17 protein-coding genes are annotated in these 17,653 nt (G+C 75.6%); 10 read left to right on the forward strand and 7 right to left on the reverse strand.

What is annotated here, in order from left to right; genetic code table 11:
- Nucleotides 1–365 precede the first annotated feature (365 nt).
- Nucleotides 366–2,630 (forward strand): hypothetical protein, encoded by a 2,265-nt coding sequence (locus A0J59_RS05995; RefSeq protein WP_064315530.1) that lies wholly within the window; start codon nucleotides 366–368, stop codon nucleotides 2,628–2,630.
- A gap of 202 nt (nucleotides 2,631–2,832) precedes the next feature.
- The gene (locus A0J59_RS06000; protein ID WP_064315531.1) at nucleotides 2,833–3,627 is read left to right on the forward strand and encodes a hypothetical protein; all 795 of its coding nucleotides are present in this window, start codon (nucleotides 2,833–2,835) and stop codon (nucleotides 3,625–3,627) included.
- On the opposite strand, the gene A0J59_RS06005 is transcribed toward A0J59_RS06000, so the two are convergent.
- Together A0J59_RS06005 and A0J59_RS06010 are read right to left on the reverse strand one after the other, a co-directional pair.
- Nucleotides 3,621–4,472 (reverse strand): ABC transporter permease, encoded by an 852-nt coding sequence (locus A0J59_RS06005; RefSeq protein WP_082918777.1) that lies wholly within the window; start codon nucleotides 4,470–4,472, stop codon nucleotides 3,621–3,623. The two genes, A0J59_RS06000 and A0J59_RS06005, sit on opposite strands and share 7 nt — an antisense overlap.
- Nucleotides 4,469–5,473 (reverse strand): ATP-binding cassette domain-containing protein, encoded by a 1,005-nt coding sequence (locus A0J59_RS06010; RefSeq protein ID WP_064315532.1) that lies wholly within the window; start codon nucleotides 5,471–5,473, stop codon nucleotides 4,469–4,471. The genes A0J59_RS06005 and A0J59_RS06010 overlap by 4 nt, the downstream gene beginning before the upstream one ends.
- A gap of 119 nt (nucleotides 5,474–5,592) precedes the next feature.
- Between A0J59_RS06010 and A0J59_RS06015 the strand changes: the two genes are divergently transcribed.
- Nucleotides 5,593–6,468: a TetR/AcrR family transcriptional regulator gene (locus A0J59_RS06015; RefSeq protein WP_064315533.1), complete on the forward strand. Its 876-nt coding sequence runs from the start codon at nucleotides 5,593–5,595 to the stop codon at nucleotides 6,466–6,468.
- Nucleotides 6,469–6,534: 66 nt separating this feature from the next.
- On the opposite strand, the gene A0J59_RS06020 is transcribed toward A0J59_RS06015, so the two are convergent.
- Both A0J59_RS06020 and A0J59_RS06025 read right to left on the reverse strand, forming a co-directional pair.
- Nucleotides 6,535–8,244 (reverse strand): tetratricopeptide repeat protein, encoded by a 1,710-nt coding sequence (locus A0J59_RS06020; RefSeq protein WP_064315534.1) that lies wholly within the window; start codon nucleotides 8,242–8,244, stop codon nucleotides 6,535–6,537.
- A 14-nt stretch (nucleotides 8,245–8,258) separates the two neighbouring features.
- Nucleotides 8,259–9,839, reverse strand: a complete 1,581-nt coding sequence (locus tag A0J59_RS06025; RefSeq protein WP_064315535.1) for an ATP-binding protein — start codon at nucleotides 9,837–9,839, stop codon at nucleotides 8,259–8,261.
- Between the two features lie 161 nt (nucleotides 9,840–10,000).
- Between A0J59_RS06025 and A0J59_RS22280 the strand changes: the two genes are divergently transcribed.
- From A0J59_RS22280 to A0J59_RS06045, 4 genes are all read left to right on the forward strand, one after another.
- A complete protein-coding gene (locus tag A0J59_RS22280; RefSeq protein ID WP_064315536.1) occupies nucleotides 10,001–10,462 on the forward strand; it encodes a hypothetical protein in 462 nt (153 codons plus the stop codon).
- Entirely contained in the window at nucleotides 10,459–10,824 is a 366-nt protein-coding gene (locus A0J59_RS22285; RefSeq protein ID WP_064315537.1) for a transcriptional regulator, read from the forward strand. Before A0J59_RS22280 ends, A0J59_RS22285 begins: the two co-directional genes overlap by 4 nt.
- 88 nt (nucleotides 10,825–10,912) lie before the next feature.
- The gene (locus A0J59_RS06040; RefSeq protein ID WP_064315538.1) at nucleotides 10,913–11,557 is read left to right on the forward strand and encodes a DNA-3-methyladenine glycosylase I; all 645 of its coding nucleotides are present in this window, start codon (nucleotides 10,913–10,915) and stop codon (nucleotides 11,555–11,557) included.
- A 44-nt stretch (nucleotides 11,558–11,601) separates the two neighbouring features.
- Complete coding sequence (locus tag A0J59_RS06045) at nucleotides 11,602–13,044, forward strand: L-serine ammonia-lyase (RefSeq protein ID WP_053370684.1); 1,443 nt, start codon at nucleotides 11,602–11,604, stop codon at nucleotides 13,042–13,044.
- A 129-nt stretch (nucleotides 13,045–13,173) separates the two neighbouring features.
- Here the strand turns inward: A0J59_RS06045 and A0J59_RS06050 are convergent, their stop codons facing one another.
- Entirely contained in the window at nucleotides 13,174–13,716 is a 543-nt protein-coding gene (locus A0J59_RS06050; protein ID WP_047231007.1) for a DapH/DapD/GlmU-related protein, read from the reverse strand.
- 18 nt (nucleotides 13,717–13,734) lie between these two features.
- Complete coding sequence (locus A0J59_RS06055) at nucleotides 13,735–15,039, reverse strand: glycosyltransferase (protein ID WP_064315539.1); 1,305 nt, start codon at nucleotides 15,037–15,039, stop codon at nucleotides 13,735–13,737.
- Nucleotides 15,040–15,192: 153 nt separating this feature from the next.
- Between A0J59_RS06055 and A0J59_RS06060 the strand changes: the two genes are divergently transcribed.
- Genes A0J59_RS06060 through A0J59_RS06070 form a run of 3 tightly spaced genes read left to right on the forward strand, consistent with a single transcriptional unit; the run spans nucleotide 15,193 to nucleotide 17,332 of the window.
- Nucleotides 15,193–15,843 (forward strand): TetR/AcrR family transcriptional regulator, encoded by a 651-nt coding sequence (locus tag A0J59_RS06060; RefSeq protein WP_231581658.1) that lies wholly within the window; start codon nucleotides 15,193–15,195, stop codon nucleotides 15,841–15,843.
- Between the two features lie 39 nt (nucleotides 15,844–15,882).
- Nucleotides 15,883–16,482 carry a sulfite oxidase-like oxidoreductase gene (locus A0J59_RS06065; protein WP_047231004.1) on the forward strand — a complete coding sequence of 200 codons (600 nt, stop codon included), beginning with the start codon at nucleotides 15,883–15,885 and terminating at the stop codon, nucleotides 16,480–16,482.
- On the forward strand, nucleotides 16,475–17,332 hold the full coding sequence (locus A0J59_RS06070) for a ferredoxin reductase (protein ID WP_064315540.1): 858 nt from the start codon (nucleotides 16,475–16,477) through the stop codon (nucleotides 17,330–17,332). Before A0J59_RS06065 ends, A0J59_RS06070 begins: the two co-directional genes overlap by 8 nt.
- A 15-nt stretch (nucleotides 17,333–17,347) precedes the next feature.
- On the opposite strand, the gene A0J59_RS21500 is transcribed toward A0J59_RS06070, so the two are convergent.
- Nucleotides 17,348–17,521: a hypothetical protein gene (locus A0J59_RS21500; protein WP_156532836.1), complete on the reverse strand. Its 174-nt coding sequence runs from the start codon at nucleotides 17,519–17,521 to the stop codon at nucleotides 17,348–17,350.
- Nucleotides 17,522–17,653: the final 132 nt, after the last annotated feature.

The raw sequence follows: 17,653 nt of genomic DNA on the forward strand, positions 1-17,653 counted from the left end.
GGCGCGACGACGACCGTCCCGGGACCGCCCGGTGACGGGCGGATGAACAGTGCGCGGCGACGGGTGCGGGCCGATGGAGAGCGTCCGTTGCCCCGAGCGACGGTTTCCGGTACGGAGTACTTGATACTTCGGCCCCGTGACCGAATCGTGACGGCGAAAGTACCTAGTACTCGCTGTCCGCCCCGTCCTGGCGGTTGCTAGCGTCGTTCGGGATTTACCTGCTACTCCACGTCCCGCCAACGTTGGCGGGACATGGTCCCGGCGCACTCCCGCGGCGGGCACGCACGTGACCCCGCCTCTCTCCCGCTCCTCTCCCCTCTTGCCGACCGCCCTGCGACGACGCCGGGCGCGAGGAAGGACGACCGATGACGCAGCACGCCTCTCCCCGACCGTCGCGCACCCACACGGTCCTCACGTCCGTCGCGCTCGCCGTGCTCGCCCTCGCGGTGGCCGGCCTGATCGCGTTCCTGCTCGTGTACAACGGCAAGGTCGCCGACGGCGCGACCCGCCTCGACGACGGCGCCACGCAGCTCTCCGACGGCGCGTCGACGCTCGCCGACGGGACCGTCGAGGCCCAGGCCGGCGCCCAGCGCCTGGCCGACGGGGCCGGCGACCTGGAGGACGGCGCCGGCGAGCTCGTCGCCGGGGCCCAGAAGGCCTCCGACGGCGCGGCCCAGCTCGCCGCGGGCGGCACCACCGCGCTCGACGGGGCGACCGAGCTCGCCGCCGGCGCGGACGAGCTGAACGCCGGGGCCGCCCGCCTCGCCGCGGGCACGGGGGACGCCGCGAGCGGCGCCGCCCGCCTCGCCGCGGGCAGCAAGGACCTCGACGCCGGGGCCGCCCGCCTCGCCGCCGGCAACGCGCGCGCTGCCGACGGTGCCTCGCAGATCGCCGACGGCGCGAGCACGCTCAAGGACGGCGCCGCCGAGCTGTACGTCGGCAACGCGACGGCCGCGCACGGTGCCGGGCTGCTCGCCGAGGGCACCTCGGCCCTCGCCGCTGGCGCGTCCGACCTCGCTGACGGCACCGCGCGGCTCGCCGTCGGGGCGAGCACCCTCGCGGACGGGGCGTCGACGGTCACCACGGGTCTCTCCGGGGCTGCGTCCGGCGCACGCGACCTGGCGACCGGTGCGAGCAGCGTCTCCGCGGGCGCATCGACCCTGCGCGACGGTGTCGCCGCCACCGCACGAGGCGCGAGCGCGCTCGCACCGGGCGCGGCGACGGTCGCGCAGGGAGCCGGGCAGCTGTCCGCCGGGGCGGGCTCGCTGCAGGCGGGCACAGCACTTCTGGCACCGGGTGCTCAGCAGGTCGCGGCCGCGGCCACGCAGCTCCGGGACGGCGCGTCGGGACTCGCCACGGGTCTCTCCTCGGCCCGCGACGGTGCGGTCCGGCTGGTCGACGGGACGCGGTCGGTGGCCCAGGGCGCCGACCAGGTCCACGCGGGAGCGGACTCCCTCGCGGCACAGCTCCAGGGACTGGCCGCGGCGACCGACGACCCGGCCCTCAAGGCCAAGCTCGACGCGCTCGCGGGCGCAGCGGGCTCGGTGCGCGACGGCGCGGCGCAGGTCGACGCCGGCGCCGGGGGGCTCGTCGCCGGGGCAGCCGCCCTGCGCGACGGACTGGCGGGTGACCAGGGCGCCGCCGCAGGCGCGGCTCGGCTCGAGGCGGGTCTTCGGGACCTGAGCACCGGAGCCGCACGGGTGTCCACCGGCGCCCAGGAGGCGAACGCGGGCGCCACGCGACTCGCGGAGGGTGCTGCCAGGCTCGCCTCCGGTGCCGCCACGGTCTCCGGCGGAGCACAGAGTCTCGCCACCGGGACGGCTCAGCTCTCCGGAGGGGCCGAGGCACTGGCCGCCGGTGCGAGCACGGTCTCGGCGGGCAACGCCTCGCTCGCCGGGGCGACTCGCGCCCTCGCCGACGGTGCCGCTCAGGTGTCCGGAGGCGCGACGACCCTCGCCGCCGGGAACGCCGCGACGGCGGACGGCGCCGCCCGGCTCTCCGCGGGGAACACGGGAGCAGCCGAGGCCTCGGCAGCGCTCGCCCAGGGCACGGTGCTCCTTGCCGAGGGCGCGTTCCAGATCGCGGGTGGCAACGCGTTCCTCGCGACGAAGACCTCCGAGCTCGCGACGGGCACGGCGGACCTCGCCACCGGTGCCGCCGACCTCAAGGCCGGGACGGCCAGGGCCTCGACCGGGGCGGCGGACCTCTCCGCCGGCACGGTGCGGCTGCGCACGGGCGCGGGCGACCTGTTCGCCGGGACGACCCGCCTGGAGGACGGGACGCTGCGCCTGCAGAACGGGCTCACGACGCTGTCCACCGGCGCGACGACCCTGGCGGCGGGCAACGCCGCGCTCGCCGAGGGCTCGACGACCCTGCACGCCGGGACGACGACGCTCGCCGACGGCGCGGCGGACCTGCACGACGGCAGCACCCGCATCGCGGACGGCGCGGCCACGCTGTCCGACGGGACGGGAACCCTCTCCGACGGCACGGCGGAGCTCAAGGACAGCGTCGAGAACAGCCCCGTCGGACGGGTGTCGCTCGGCATGTCGGCGCTCGTCGGCGGGAGCGTGCTCGCGGGCGTCGCGGGCGTCGGGCTCGGGCTGCGCCGTCGGCTCGCGGCGGTCTGACCGACCGTCGCGCACGGCCGGGCGGGGCCTCCTCACCGCCCGGCCCCCGACTCGGGGGCGGCCTCACGTCGACGGTGTCGCCCCCGCGGGCGGCGGTCCCGGTGGACAGGACTCCGGGACCGCCGCCCTTCTTCGTGTCCCTGGGGCCTCCTGCCCGGGCGAGCGGTCGGTCACCGGCACCGGCACCGGCTACCGTGACCGCGTGACGCTGCTCCTCAAGCTCGTGCTGGCACCTGCTCTGGTGGTCGCGTCCACGCTCGCCGGACGACGCTGGGGCGCGCGGCTCACGGGAGTCCTCGTCGGGCTGCCCGTCGTGGCCGGGCCGATCCTGCTCATCACCACGCTCGACCACGGCACCGCGTTCGGCGCCGCTGCGGCGTCCTCGGCGCTCCTCGGCCTCACGTCGCTCGCCCTGTTCGCCGTGGTGTTCGGCCGGTGCTCGCGCCGGACCGGCTGGGTCGGTGCGCTCGCGGCGTCCTGGGCCGCGTGCCTCGTGGCGGACGTCGCCCTCGCCCGGCTGACGCTTCCCGCCGGGATCGCGTTCGTGGTGGCGCTCGCGACGTTCTGGGGCGCGTCCCGCGTCATGCCGCCCGACGCACCGGGGCCCCCGCCGTCGACCGTCCCGCCGCCCTGGTGGGACCTTCCCGCCCGTGCCGCGACGACGGCGGCGCTCGTCCTCGCCGTCACCACCGCGTCGGGCGCGCTCGGGCCCGCGATGACGGGCGTGCTCGCGCCGTTCCCGATCGCGTCGAGCGTGGTCGCCGCGTTCGCGCTCGCGCAGCGCGGCTCGGCCGAGACGGTCCGCCTCCTACGGGGACTGCTCGCCGGGCTCACCGGGTTCGCGGTGTTCTGCCTCCTGGTCGCGCTCCTCGTCGAACGCCTGGGCGTCGCCGCGGCGTTCTCGGTCGCGCTGGCCGCCAGCCTGGCCGTCCAGGCCGTCGTCCCCCTCGCCGGGCGGCTCGCCGCGGGCGCGGCAGGCCGTCGCGCCCGCTACTGACGGCGGCGCCGGGCGAACACGCACGCCGCGGCACCGAGGAACACCAGGACCAGGCCGAGGCACCACGCGAGGGCGAGGGCCGCCGTCGGGCCCAGGTCCGTGACCGGCGCGCCGGTCGAGTCCATGCCGACGAGCAGGCCGCGGATCGTCTCGATCACCGGCGTGACGGGCTGGTGCTCCGCGAACCCGCGCAGCCACGACGGCATGGTCTCCGGCGGCACGAACGCGCTCGACACGTACGGCAGGAAGAGCATGAAGAAGCTGAATCCTCCGGCCGCCGCGGGCGAGCGCACGAGCACGCCCACGAAGGCCGCGATGCTCGTGATCGCGAGCACGTACGCCGCGACGACCCCGACGGCCCCCAGCCACTCGAGCGCGTTCGCGTCGGGCCGGAAGCCGATGAGGAACGCGACGCCCAGCACGACGGCCGTCGTCACGAGGTTCTTCACGACGCTCGCCACGACGTGCCCGACGAGGACCGTCCAGCTCGCGATCGGCATCGACCGGAACCGGTCCATGATGCCGCCGGACATGTCCTGCTCCACGGCGATCGCCGTGTTCGACGCCCCGTAGCCCGCGCAGAGCAGGATGATCCCCGGCGTCGCGTACGTGACGTAGTCCGTGCCGACGCTCATCGCGCCGCCGAACACGTACACGAACAGGATCATGAGCATCACGGGCAGCACGAGCGCGAGGACCAGCTCGTCCGGCTCGCGGCGCACGAGCCGCAGGGAACGCGCGACCATCGTCCCGGCGTCGGCGAGCACGTGCCGGCCCGGCCGGGCCACGGGGGCGGGGAGACGCGGCGTCGTGCCCGACGGCGCAGCGCTGGTCACGGCGGTCATGCTGCGGTCTCCTCGTGGTCGGTCGCGGTCGCGACGCCGTCCCGGTCGCGCGTCCGCGCGGCGTGGCCCGTCAGGGTGAGGAACACGTCGTCGAGGGTCGGCTCGCGCACCTCCCACCGCACGGGCTCGACGCCGGTCGCCGCCACCGCGGCGAGGACGTCGCGCACGTGCTCGACCGACCCGTCGGTCGGCACGCGGAGCGTCGCGGAGGTGACGCCGAGCGCCTCCGGCCAGGGCCCCACAGACCCGACCGACGCCGCCTCGGCGACCGACGCGAAGGTCAGCTCGATGCTCGCGTCGCCGACGCGGCGCTTGAGCTCCGACGGCGATCCCTCGGCCACGACGCGGCCGTCGTCGATGAGCGCCACGCGGTCGGCGAGCTGGTCGGCCTCCTCGAGGTACTGCGTCGTGAGGAACAGGCTCGTGCCGTCGGCGACGACGCCGCGGATCACCTCCCACATGGTCTGGCGGCTGCGCGGGTCGAGGCCGGTGGTGGGCTCGTCGAGGAACATGACCTGGGGACGGGTGAGGAGCCCGGCCGCCAGGTCGAGCCGACGCCGCATGCCGCCGGAGTAGGTGCCGACCCGCCGGTCGGCGGCCGCGGCGAGGTCGAACGCGTCGAGCAGGCTGTCGACGCGGGCCCGCGCGGACCGGCGCGGCAGGTGCGCGAGGCGACCCATCATCGTGAGGTTCTCGCGGCCCGACTGCTTCTCGTCGACCGCGGCGTACTGGCCGGTGAGGCTGATGAGGCCGCGCACGCGCGCGGCGTCGTGCACGACGTCGTGGCCCGCGACGCCGGCCGTCCCGCCGTCGGGGCGCAGGAGCGTGGCGAGGATGCGGACGGTAGTGGTCTTCCCGGCGCCGTTGGGGCCGAGGAGGGCGAGGACCTCGCCGCGATGCAACGTGAGGTCGACGCCGTCGAGCACGCGCACCGACCTGCGGGCGGAGCCGTAGCTCTTGCGCAGGCCCTCGGCGCGCACGAGCACGTCGGGTGCTGGCATGGGGACTCCCTGGGACGTGGTGGAAATGGCGTTGGAAAGAAACTGTTTGTGGTCGATACTATTCTGCTGACGTTAGACACAGTTTCGTGAGCGGTCAAGGCCCGCGGGAGGATGACGACATGACCGGGACCGATGCCGACGACCGACCCAGCACCGACCGACCGGACGCCGGGACGGAGCTCCCGCCCGTCATCGCGCGCCTCTGGGGACGCGGCCCCGCCCCGCGGCGCGGCCCCAAGCCCGCGCTCACCGTCGAGCAGGTGGTGCGCGCGGCCATCGACCTCGCCGACGCCGAGGGCCTGCCCGCGGTGTCCATGGCACGCGTCGCCGAGTCGCTCGGGTACTCGTCGATGGCGCTCTACCGCTACGTCGAGAGCAAGGACGAGCTCCTCGTCCTCATGGCCGACGCCGCCGCGGACGTGCTCGAGCTGCCCCCGTACGACGAGGGCGACTGGCGCGCCGGGCTCGAGGCCTGGACGCGTGCGCAGATCGCGGGCGTCCTCGCGCGCCCCTGGTTCCTCGACCTGCCGCTGACGACCGCGCAGGTCGGCCCGAACCGCCTGCGCTGGATCGACCGCGCGTTCGCGATCCTTGCGCCGCTCGACCTGACGACGGACGAGAAGCTCCAGATCGTGGGGCTCCTCGCGCAGCACGTGCTCGGCGAGGGGCGCGTCCAGGTCGAGACCCGGCGCGCCGCCGCCGAGGCCGTGCGCCACGCGCAGGGGCTCCCGGCCGACACGCCCGAGGCCGAGCTCGACCAGGACGCGGTCGCGGCCGCCAACCCGTACGCCGACTACGAGCTCGTGCTCACCCGGCTCGTCGACCCCGAGACCTACCCCGCGCTCACCGGGGCGCTCGCCGCATGGACGCCGGCCGAGGCCCAGCCCGACGACTGGGAGAGCGACATCGGGTTCGGGCTCGACATCCTCCTCGACGGGATCGAGGCGTTCGTCGCCCAGCGTGCCGCCGCCCGCGCGGTCGCCGACCACGGCTGACCGCCGCACGGTGCCGGGCCCACGGGTGGGCCGGCGCCCCACCCGTTCGGCCGGAGTCTCACCTCGTCAGGGAGTCGGCTGGGCCGGGGCGTCGGGCACCTGGACCTCGGGCAGGTCCGGCAGGTCGAGCGTCGGGACGTCGATGCTCGGGATGTCGATGCCCTCCATCCGGTCGCGCAGCTCCTCCTGCCGGGTGCGGTTGTTCTCCTGGATGCAGGAGAGGCGCGTCACGGGGCGCCCGGTGCACTCCTGGACGTCCGAGTCCGGGTCGCGCGGGGCCTTCGGCGCCTGGACGTAGCGGCCGTCGGCGTCGTGCTCGCCCGGGCTGACGGGCAGCGCGGCGAGCGCCGCCACCCCGCCGAGCGCGAGGAGCGCCGTCGTGACGAGGAGGACCGCTGCGCCCAGGCCGGCACGGGCGGCCGCGCCGGCGCTGACGGCCGGGCGCTCGTCCGTCGCCGCGCGCTGCTGGGCGGCCACACGCCAGGCGACCCACAGGCCGACCGCGACCGGCAGGACGAACGCGACGGCGGCGAGCGCCGCGACGGGCCGGGCGTCGCCGCGCGCGAACCCTCCCGGGCCGATCGCGGCGACCACGATCGCGACGAGGCCCATGACCACCGTGCGCCGCACGACGGCGCCGCGCAGCCCTGACCGCAGCCCGGCGACGCGGGCCGCCCCCGCGGGGCCGGGCGGGAGGTACCCGAGCTCGCGCGTCTGCGTGAGCATGGCCGCGTGCAGGACCGCGGACGTCACGGCCGTGACCGCGAGCACCCCGCCCAGGCCGACGAGGAACCAGCGCACGACGACGGCGTCGCGCACCACGTAGAGCAGCGCGAGACCCGCGAGCACGCCCACCCAGCCCACGACCACGGCGGCGACGGTCCCGCCCCGGAACGGCGTCCGGCGCAGCGTGCGGCGCAGCAGGCCGCGTGGCACCTGGAGGAGGACGGGCAGCACGCGCAGGGCGGTGATCCCGGTCCACAGGAGGACCACGATCCCCCAGACCGGGACGCTGCCGACGTACGCGTCGCTCATCGAGAAGGCGACGACGAGCGCGACCGCGCCGACGAGCAGGACCGGCATCTCGACGAGACGCAGGATCTGCTGCCACACGCTGAGGTGCAGCAGGTAGCCGGCCTCGGCGTGCTCGGGGTTCATCGCGAGGACGCCGCTGTACCCCTTCGCGCTGCGGCCGGCGTCGAGGGCGAGCGCCGCGTCGAGGTAGAGCAGGTCCTCGTGCTCCGGGGCGACGGCGAGGCCCTGGCGCACGAGCGCGCGTGCCCGGTCGTCGTCGCCGAGCCTCGACCAGAGCCGCGCGGCCTGCACGATCCGGTCGGGGTTCTCCGGAGCGAGCTCGAGCGCCGAGTCGATGCGCTCGCGCGCGAGCCTCCGGTCGGCACCGCGGACCCGGCCCGACAGGTGGGTGTCGGCGAGCTGGAGGTGGTACCGCGCGTCGTCGGGGTCGAGCTCGAGCGCCTTCGCCGCGGCGTCCCGCGCCCCGGCCACGTCGCCGGTGTTCTGGCGCGCGATCGAGAGCAGGTACAGCGCGCCGTCGGCCGCGGGCTGCGCGCCGACGACCTGCTCCAGGAGCGGCAGCGCCTCGGCCGAGCGCTGGAGGTGCAGCCGCACCCAGGCGGCGGCGAGGAGCAGGCGCGGGTCGTCGGGCAGGCTCGCGAGCGCGTCGTCGACCTCGTCGAGCGCGCGCTCGGGCCGCCCCATCTGGACGAGCAGCTCCGCGCGCGAGGCGACGGCGCGCGGGTCGGTCGTGGTGCTCACGGTCGAGGCCCTGCTCAGAGCATGCGTCGCGCGCGCAGGTACGCGGCGAGGTCGTCGTAGCGGCCGTCGTTGTTCGCGAAGGTGACGACGTTGCGCGCGGACTGGAGCCATGCCGTCGTCGAGGGACGCACGTCGGCGAGCGCGGCGTCCAGGTCCGCCATGGTGATCGGCCGCACCTGCCCCGACGCGATCGAGTCCATCATCGCCTTCTCGGCCGCCGTCGCCGCCAGGTGCTCGAGGTCGGCGCCAGAGAAGCCGTCGGTGCGCTGCACGACCGAGCGCAGGTCGATCCCCGCGACCGGGCGACCGGCGAGGTGGTGGCGCAGGATCGCCTCGCGCGCCGGCTCGTCGGGCGGCAGGACGAGCACGACGCGGTCGAACCGCCCCGGGCGCAGCAGCGCCGTGTCGACGTCCCACGGGTGGTTCGTCGCGCCGAGGACGAACAGCCCGTCGTTGTCGGAGCCGATGCCGTCCATCTCCTGGAGGAGCTGGTTGACGACGGTCCGCATGCCTGACGAGCCGGAGTACTGCGCGCGCTTGCCGCCGATCGCGTCGACCTCGTCGAGGAAGAGCACGGCGGGCGCGAGCTGTCGCGCCCTCTGGAACAGCGCGTGCAGGTTCTGCTCGCTCTCCCCGATGTACTTGTCGAGGATGTCCGCGAGCGTCACCGTGAGGAAGCGCGCCCCGAGCTCGCCCGCGACGGCCCGGGCCATGTACGTCTTGCCGGTCCCGGGCGGCCCGTAGAGCAGGAGCCCGCCGCGCAGCGACTTGCCGAACGCCTTGGCGATCGCCTGGTGGCGCATCGGCTCCAGGAACGCCTCGCGGATGCGCTGCTTCACCGGCTCGAGCCCGCCGACGTCCGCGAGCGTCACCGTCTCGCGCGAGACCTCGAGCAGCCCGGACCCGTCGTCGGGGGCGTCGTCGCGCGCGGGGACGAGGAACGGCTGGCCCCCCGGTGCGGGCGGCGCGGCGCCGTCGGCCTCCTCGAGGGGAGCGGAGCCCGGCCCGGCGGGCGGCACGGCGGGCGCCTGCCCGGGCGGCGCCTCGACGGCCGGGGTCTCGACGAAGGGTGCCGGGACGTGGACACCCACCTCGTGCTCCAACCGGTCCCAGTCGATGCCCGACGGCGCCGCGGGACCGGATGCCGCGGGGCCAGGCGCGGCGGGAACGCCGGGCGTGGACGCGGGGGCGGGTGCCGCGGGGACCTCCGCGGTCGGGGTGCCGGGCGCGGGCGCGCCGGGCGCGCGCGGGACGGTCGCGTCGGACGGCACGCCGGTGATGATCCCGTCGTCGTGGCCTCCCGGCGCGGACGTCGGTGCGTGCAGCCCGGCGACCGGGGTCGACGACGCGCCGGGACCCGTCGCGGGCGGGTCGGCCGCCGGCCGGGCCCCCGTCGCCGCGGCGACGGCCGAGTCCTGGACCAGGCGGAGCGCCTCGCCGTCGGCCGGGTCGATCCGCAGCGCGGCGCTCGCCTGCTCGAGCGCCTCGACCGGTCGCCCGGCGGCCAGCAGGAGGCTCGCGTAGTGGACGCGCAGGGGGGCGCTCGACGGCGCCGCCGCGACGGCGGCGGCGAGCGCGGCCAGGGCGTCGGACATGGCTGCTCCTCGGGGAGACGATGGTCGGGACGACGGCGTCATCGCGCCGGGTGCACCCGGCCGGGACCCAGTGTGCCCTGGACGACCGACGCCCGGCCATCGGCAGAACTCCCCGAGGAAACTAGTTGCCACATTGGAAACTGAATGCTTGAATGGCATCCATGAGCACCGACGACACGCCCTCCCGCACCGCGCCCAGCCCCGCCGAGGCTTCCTCGGCGCTGGCGGACGCGTCGCGGCTCGCCGCCTCCACCCGCGCCAGGGCCTGGCGATGGGTCCGCCTCTACCTCACGGGCTGGGCCGCGGCGAGCGTCGGTCTGGTGCTCGCGCTCGGCCTCGGTGGCCGGGCCGGCTTCGTGGTCGGCATGAGCGCCTGGGCGCTGCTCGTGACCGTGGGCGTCACCTGGGCCGCGCGCCAGGGCGCCATGGTCGCCGGCGCGCGCCCGCGACTGGCCCTCGGTGCCGGCGCCTGGGCCGTCGTCTACGGCGCGACGCTCTTCGTCGGTCTCGACCGGTTCGCCGGCGACGTCGCGTTCTGGGTCCCCGCGGCGCTCGTCAGCGCCGTCCCGCTGCTCCTCGCGGCGTGGATCCCCGCGCCACGGGAGACGGCGGTGACGGCGTGACGACCGAGCCCACCGGGTCGTCGACGGGCGACGCCGCCGAGCACCACCCACGCCACACCCTCGACGAGGTGATCCACTCCCCCGTGCGCCTCTCGGTGGTCGCGGCGCTGTCCGGCGTCGAGAAGGCCGACTTCAAGACCCTGCGTGACACCATCGAGCTCTCCGACCCGACGCTGTCCAAGCAGCTCACCGTGCTGGAGGCCGCCGGATACGTCGAGATCTCCAAGGAGCGGTCGGGTCGCCGGGCGCGCACGTGGGTCCGCCTGACGGGCGCCGGCCGCGCGGCGCTGGGCGCGCACCTCGACGCGCTGCGCGCGATCGCGGACCTCCGCCTGCCTCCCACGCCGCCTCCGGGAGCGTGAGCGTGCACAGGCCCTGATCGCGAGGTCCCCGTCCACACCCGGCGTACGGCGCAGTCGCCGTGTCGGCGGGACCGGGCAGAGTGGACGCATGACGACCGACACGACCCCGCCGACGCCCCTGGCGGTGCCCGACGACGTGCCCGCCTCCCCGCAGCCCGGCGTCCGGTGCTTCGGCGACGGCGACCCGCTCTACGAGGAGTACCACGACACGGAGTGGGCGGTCCCGGTGCACGGGGACACGGCGCTGTTCGAGCGCCTGGCGCTCGAGGGGTTCCAGTCGGGCCTGTCCTGGATCACCGTGCTGCGCAAGCGCCCCGCCTTCCGCGAGGTCTTCGCGGGGTTCGACCCGGAGGCCGTCGCCGCGTTCGACGAGGCCGACGTCGAGCGTCTGCTCGGCGACGCCCGCATCATCCGCAACCGGCAGAAGATCACCGCGACGATCGACAACGCGCGCGCCCTGCTGGCGCTCCAGGAGAGCGGGCGCACGCTGGACGAGCTGATCTGGTCGTTCGCGCCACCGGCCGGTCGCGAGCGCCCCGCGACCTGGGGCGACGTCCCCGGGCTCACCCCCGAGTCGACCGCGCTCTCGAAGGCGCTCAAGAGGCACGGGTTCCGGTTCGTCGGGCCGACGACGGCGTATGCCGCGATGCAGGCCTGTGGCCTCGTGGACGACCACCTCGCGACCTGCCCCGTCGTTCTCGGCAGGGTCGACCGGCCACACCATTCGCTATAGCAAAAACCGCCCGCATCGTGGGACGAGGTGCGACCATGGTCTCCATGAGCGCGTACGTGTCGGTCCTCGACCTCTTCTCCGTCGGCGTGGGGCCGTCGAGCTCGCACACCGTCGGGCCGATGCGGGCCGCGAAGGCTTTCGTCGCGACGTTGGAGGACGGCGGCGTGCTGGACGCGGTCGCCGGCCTGCGGGTCGTGCTGTGCGGGTCGCTCGGGGCGACGGGCGTCGGTCACGGCACGCCGGACGCCGTGGTCGCAGGGCTGCTCGGCCTCGACCCCGAGACGTGCGACCCCGCCCGTGTGCCGGGCTCGTGGGAGAAGCTGGGCGAGGGCGCGCCCGTCGCGCTGCTCGGCCGGCACCGCATCACGATGACGAGCGACGACGTGCGCCTCGCGCCGCTGACCCGCATGCCCGGCCACCCCAACGGCATGCGGTTCACCGCGCTCGACGCGAGCGGCGCCCCGCTCGCCGAGGAGGCGTACTACTCGGTGGGCGGCGGGTTCGTCCTCACGGCCGCCGAGCTCGAGTCCGCCGCCGCGAACGAGGCCGCGCAGCTCGGCGCCGAGCTCGCGGGCGAGGCGATCGACCCCCGGACCGAGCCGTCGGGCGTGCCGTTCCCCTTCGCCAACGCCGCCGAGCTTCTCGCCCTGTGCGAGCGCGAGCGCACGTCCATCGCCGCCGTCGCGTGGGCGAACGAGTCCGCCCTGCGCCCCGCCGCCGAGGTCGAGGCGGGTGTCGACCGGATCTGGGACACCATGAGCGCGTGCGTCGACGCCGGGCTCGAGCGCGACGGCGTGCTGCCCGGGCGCCTCAAGGTCCGCCGTCGGGCGCGGGCCCAGCGCGAGCGCCTCGAGCTCGCGGACGAGCGCGGCGCCGACACCACGATCGAGTGGCTCCAGGCCTTCGCCATGGCCGTCAACGAGGAGAACGCCGACGGGCGCCGGGTCGTGACCGCCCCGACGAACGGCGCCGCCGGGATCATCCCGGCGGTCGGTCGGCACTTCCTGCGCACCCATCCGGACGTCGCCGCGGACCCCGCGCGCCGGCGTCGGGCCATGCGCACGTACCTCCTCACGGCCGCCGCGATCGGCGCGCTCTACAAGCGCAACGCGTCGATCTCCGGCGCGGAGGCGGGCTGCCAGGGCGAGGTCGGCTCGGCGTGCTCGATGGCGGCGGGTGCGATCTGCGCCGTGCTCGGCGGCACGCCCGCCCAGGTGGAGAACGCGGCCGAGATCGCGATGGAGCACAACCTCGGGCTCACGTGCGACCCCGTCGGCGGGCTCGTCCAGGTCCCGTGCATCGAGCGCAACGCCATCGCCGCCTGCACCGCCGTCTCCGCGGCGCGCCTCGCGCTCCAGGGCGACGGCTCGCACGTCGTCTCGCTCGACACGGTCATCGAGACGATGCGCCAGACCGGCGTCGACATGTCGACCAAGTACAAGGAGACCTCGACGGGCGGCCTCGCCGTCAACGTCGTCGAGTGCTGAGCCGGAGCGCAGCGAAGCAAGCGAAGGCTTCAGCACGACCGACAGCTCCGGTGCTGAGCCGGAGCGCAGCGAAGCAAGCGCAGGCTCCAGCACGACCCACAGCACGCATGCTGAGCCGGAGGCCGCCGGTCACCAGGTGCGACGCACCGCCGCCTTGGTGCCGGTGACCAGGCTGCGTGGCGGGACGTCGTCGGTCACGACCGCGCCGGCGGCGACGACCGCGTCGCGACCGATGGTCACGCCGGGCAGGATCGTCGCGCCGGCGCCGATCCACACGTTCTCGTGCACGTCGATCGGGCCGCCGGTCAGCCAGACCTTGCGGTCGTCGGTGTCGACCGGGTGCCCGACGGTGATGAACGTGACCTTCGGGGCGACCATGACGCGCTCGGCCAGCCGGATGCCCGCGTAGTCGAGGAACGTGCAGTTCTGGTTGACGAACACTTGCTCCCCCAGGTCCAGGTTCAGGCCGTGGTCCGTGAAGAACGGCGGGTAGATCGTCACGCGCGGCGGCATCGGTCGGCCGAGGATCTGCTCGAACAGCCGTGCCCGGCCCTCCTCGTCGTCGAACGGCAGGACGTTGAGCCGCGAGGTGAGCTCCGTGGCGCGCAGCACCCTCTCGGACATGGCGCGGAACTCGGGGCCGTGGATGCGCATGAGCAGGTCGCTGGGCATCCCCCGATCCTGCCCCCGTCAGCGGACGGCGCGCGACGCCTGCCGGGCGGCGACGACCTCCTCGACGACGTCGACGACGCCGTCCTCGCCCGGCGAGGCGGCGATGCGCTCGCCGATGCGCGCGCTGGCCCGCGCGTACGAGGGGTCGGCGAGCAGACGCCGCACCGCGCGCCGCACCTGGGCTGGCCGCGGCGTGCTCGTCCGGAGCCGCACACCGGCGCCCGTCCACGCGACGCGTGCCGCGACCTCGGCCTTGTCCTCGGTCTTGCCGGCCACGACCACGGGAACACCGTGGCGCAGCGCGTGGTGGACGCCGCCGTAACCGCCGTTGGTCACGAGGACCGACGTGCGCGGCAGCAGCGCGTCGTACGGGAGGTACTCGGCCGCGCGCGCGTTCGCCGGGAGCGGCCCGAGCGAGCCGACGGGGCGGCCGCCCGTCGCGGCGACCACGAGCACGTCCTCGTCGGCGAGCGCGCGCAGCGTGGGGACGAGGAGCTGGGTCGGGTCCTCGTTCGCGACGGTCCCCTGCGTGACGTGGACGACCGGCCGGCGGGTGTCGAGGTCGCCCCACCACGCCGGGAGGTCGCCGCTCCCCGCCGCCGGGCGCGGTGGGCCGACGAACCGGACCGGGGTCGCGACGTCGGGCCGCGGGTACTCGAGCTCGGGGACGGTGAGCTGCACGACGGCGTCCGCGTCGGCCGGCCAGCCGAGGAAGAAGGTGCCGCTCGGCTCCCCGCCCGCAGCACGGACCATGTCCTGCGCGGCGCGCTGGGGGGCGGCGAACGCGACCTGCTCGACGAACCGGTGCAGCACCCTGTTGCGCGCCACGCCGAGCGGTCCGCGCGCGGGCAGGACCCCGAGGCCGAACGGCGCGGTGCGGTCGCTCTTCAGCCCGAGCGGGAAGATGCCGAGCGCGAGCACGGGCGGCCGGCCGTCGGCGGGCGTCGCCACGAGCGGCATCGCGCCGAGGAACAGCGGCTCGACGAGCACGGCGTCCGCCGGGCGCGACGCGAGGGCGTCGACCACCGCACGGTGCTGCGCGACGCCGGGTCCGACGAAGATCTCCAGCATGTCGTACCGGATCGCGTCGAGTCCGGTGCGCCCCGCGCGACCGGGGAACGCGGCCGCGAGGTCCCGGTCGTCGAAGTCGGCTTCTGCGGGGAGCGCGAGGAACGTGGCGCCCGCTGCCTCGACGGCCGCGGCGAACCGGGCCCCCGTCAGGAACCGGACGTCGTGCCCGCGGGCGACGAGCGCCCGCGTGACGGCGAGCAGCGGCGTGACGTGGGCGTGCACGGGGGTGGAGCAGAGCAGGACGTCGGCCATCGGTGGTGCCTCTCTCGTGGCGGCGCGCGGCGCGCCGGACGGACGGAAGGCGCAGGACCGGGCCGTCTGCGCGGGGAAGCCGGTGGGGAGCCGGCGTGTGAGAAGATCGATCAACCGTCAGGAGTATTCATCACCTTCAAGGGGTAGTCAATAGTGGTCCCGCGCGCCTACACGTCCGACCTCCGCGCCGAGCAGGCCGCGCGCACGCGCGAGCGGGTGGTCCGCGCCGCCGCACAGGAGCTCGCCGAGCGCGGCTACGAGCGCACGACCCTCGCGCGCGTCGCCGAGCGCGCGGGCGTGTCGCTGGAGACGGTCAAGGCGCACGGGCCCAAGCGCGCACTGCTCCTCGCCGCGTTCGAGCTCACGTTCGCCGGGTCCGAGGGTCGGGAGTCGCTCGGTGAGCGACCCGAGGGTCGCTCGGTCGCCGGCACCACCGACCCCGAAGAGTTCCTCGACGGGCTCGTCGCGCTCGTCGCGGCGGCGAACGCCCGCGTCGCCGGCCTGTGGTCCGCCTTCACGTCGGCGGCACGCTCCGACGAGGCCGTCGCCGCGGAGCTCGACGCGCTCCTCGGACGCCGCCGCGCCGACCTGCGCGCGAGCGTCGACGTGCTCGTGGCGCACGGGTTCCGCCCGCACACCGCCCGGGAGGAGGCGGCCGAGGCCCTCTCCTACCTGCTCGCGCCCGAGGGCTGGTCCCACTTCGTCGAGGGGGCGGGCTGGTCGGACGAGCGGTACCGCGCCTGGCTGCGCGACGCCGTCGTGCGCCTCGTCGCGGCACCGCCGACCGGAGACGCGAACGCCTGAGCCCTGGCGCGCCGTCGGGCACCGCGCCTACCGTGTGCCATGAGCACCCTCACCCCCGGCTTCCACGGCCGGCCACGCCCGCAGGGCGTGGCGCTCCCGCCGGGCCAGTACGTCGAGACCGGGTTCCCGGTGCTCTCGGCGGGGCCCACACCGCGCGTCGACACCGCGACCTGGCGGCTCGACGTCACCACCGAGACCGGCACGACGCACGCCTGGTCGTGGGCGGACCTCATGGCCCTCCCCCAGGACGAGCCGACCGTCGACATCCACTGCGTGACCCGCTGGTCCAAGTTCGGGACGTCGTGGCGCGGCGTCTCGCTCGACACGCTCCTCGCCGACGTCGAGTCGACCGCCGACTTCGCGATGATCGGCTGCTACGGCGGGTACACGACGAACCTCCCCGTCGCGGAGCTCCTGGGCGGCAAGGCGTGGGTCGTGCACACGTTCGACGGCGCCCCGCTGCACCCGGTGCACGGCGGCCCGGCCCGGCTGCTGGTGCCGCACCTGTACTTCTGGAAGTCGGCCAAGTGGGTCAACAGCATCACGCTGATGCCCATGGACCGGCAGGGCTTCTGGGAGCGGCTGGGCTACCACGACCTCGGCGACCCGTGGCGCGAGCAGAGGTACCAGGGTGACTGAGGCGCCCGTCCGCCTCGGCGCCCGGTACGCGACGCCGTCGCGCTGGCAGGTCGCGACGCTCGTCGACGCGTGGGAGGAGAGCCCGTCCGCGCGGACGCTCGTCCTCGAGGTCCCCGCCTGGCCCGGGCACCTGGCCGGGCAGCACGTCGACCTGCGCCTCACCGCGCCCGACGGCTACACCGCCGAGCGCAGCTACTCGATCGGCAGCGCGGCGACCCGCGCCCCCGTGCGCGATGGCGACGCCGCGGACGGGGTGTCCGCCGTCGCCACAAACGGCGTGCACGACGGCGCCTCCTCCCCCGCGCGCGTCGAGGTGACCGTGCAGCGCGTCCCGGGCGGGGAGGTCTCGACGTACCTCACCGACGCCTTCGCGGTGGGGGACGCGATCGAGCTGCGCGGGCCGGTCGGCGGCTGGTTCGTCTGGTCCCCGGAGCGCGACGCCGGGACGCCGGTCCTGCTCGCGGCCGGCGGGTCGGGCCTCGTGCCGCTCATGGCGATGCTGCGGACCCGCCGCGACGCCGGCGACCGCACGCCGTTCCGGCTCGTCTACTCCGTCCGCCGCCCCGAGGACCGGCTGTACGTCGCGGACCTCGACCGGCTCGCCGCCGCGCACGACGGGCTCGACACCCAGGTCGTCTACACGCGCTCGGTGCCGCTGGGATCGATGCGCGGACCCGGTCGCCTCGAGCGGCGTGACCTCGCGGCGTGGGGCTGGCCCGCCGAGATCGAGCCCGCGTGCTTCGTGTGCGGGCCGACGGGTTTCGTCGAGGCCGTCGCCCGCCAGCTCGTCTCGCTCGGCCACGACCCGGCGCGCGTCAAGACCGAGCGCTTCGGCCCTGCCGCGGACTGAAGGCGAACCGAGCAACTACGCCGACGGAGGCGGCGGCCAGCCCGCGCGGGCTCGGGCGTCGCGCTCCGCGAGCACGCTGCGCAGCAGCCGGATCGTGAGGATCAACGCCCAGATCACCAGGACGGCGACGGTCGCGATCACGGCGACGTAGAGCAGGATCAGCAGCGGGTAGATCGGCCCGATTCCCATGCGCGGACCCTACCGGCCCCGAGGCCGCCCCTCGCAGCACCAGGTCGTCCACCGCGGGCTGTCGGCCGGGGTGCGCGACGACCAGGGCGAGACGGAGCAGGGCGGGGTGGGTGGTGGTGCCGCGTCGTGGCG

Source organism: Cellulosimicrobium sp. I38E (assembly GCF_001647255.1).
In the GTDB taxonomy this organism is placed as follows: domain Bacteria; phylum Actinomycetota; class Actinomycetes; order Actinomycetales; family Cellulomonadaceae; genus Cellulosimicrobium; species Cellulosimicrobium cellulans_E.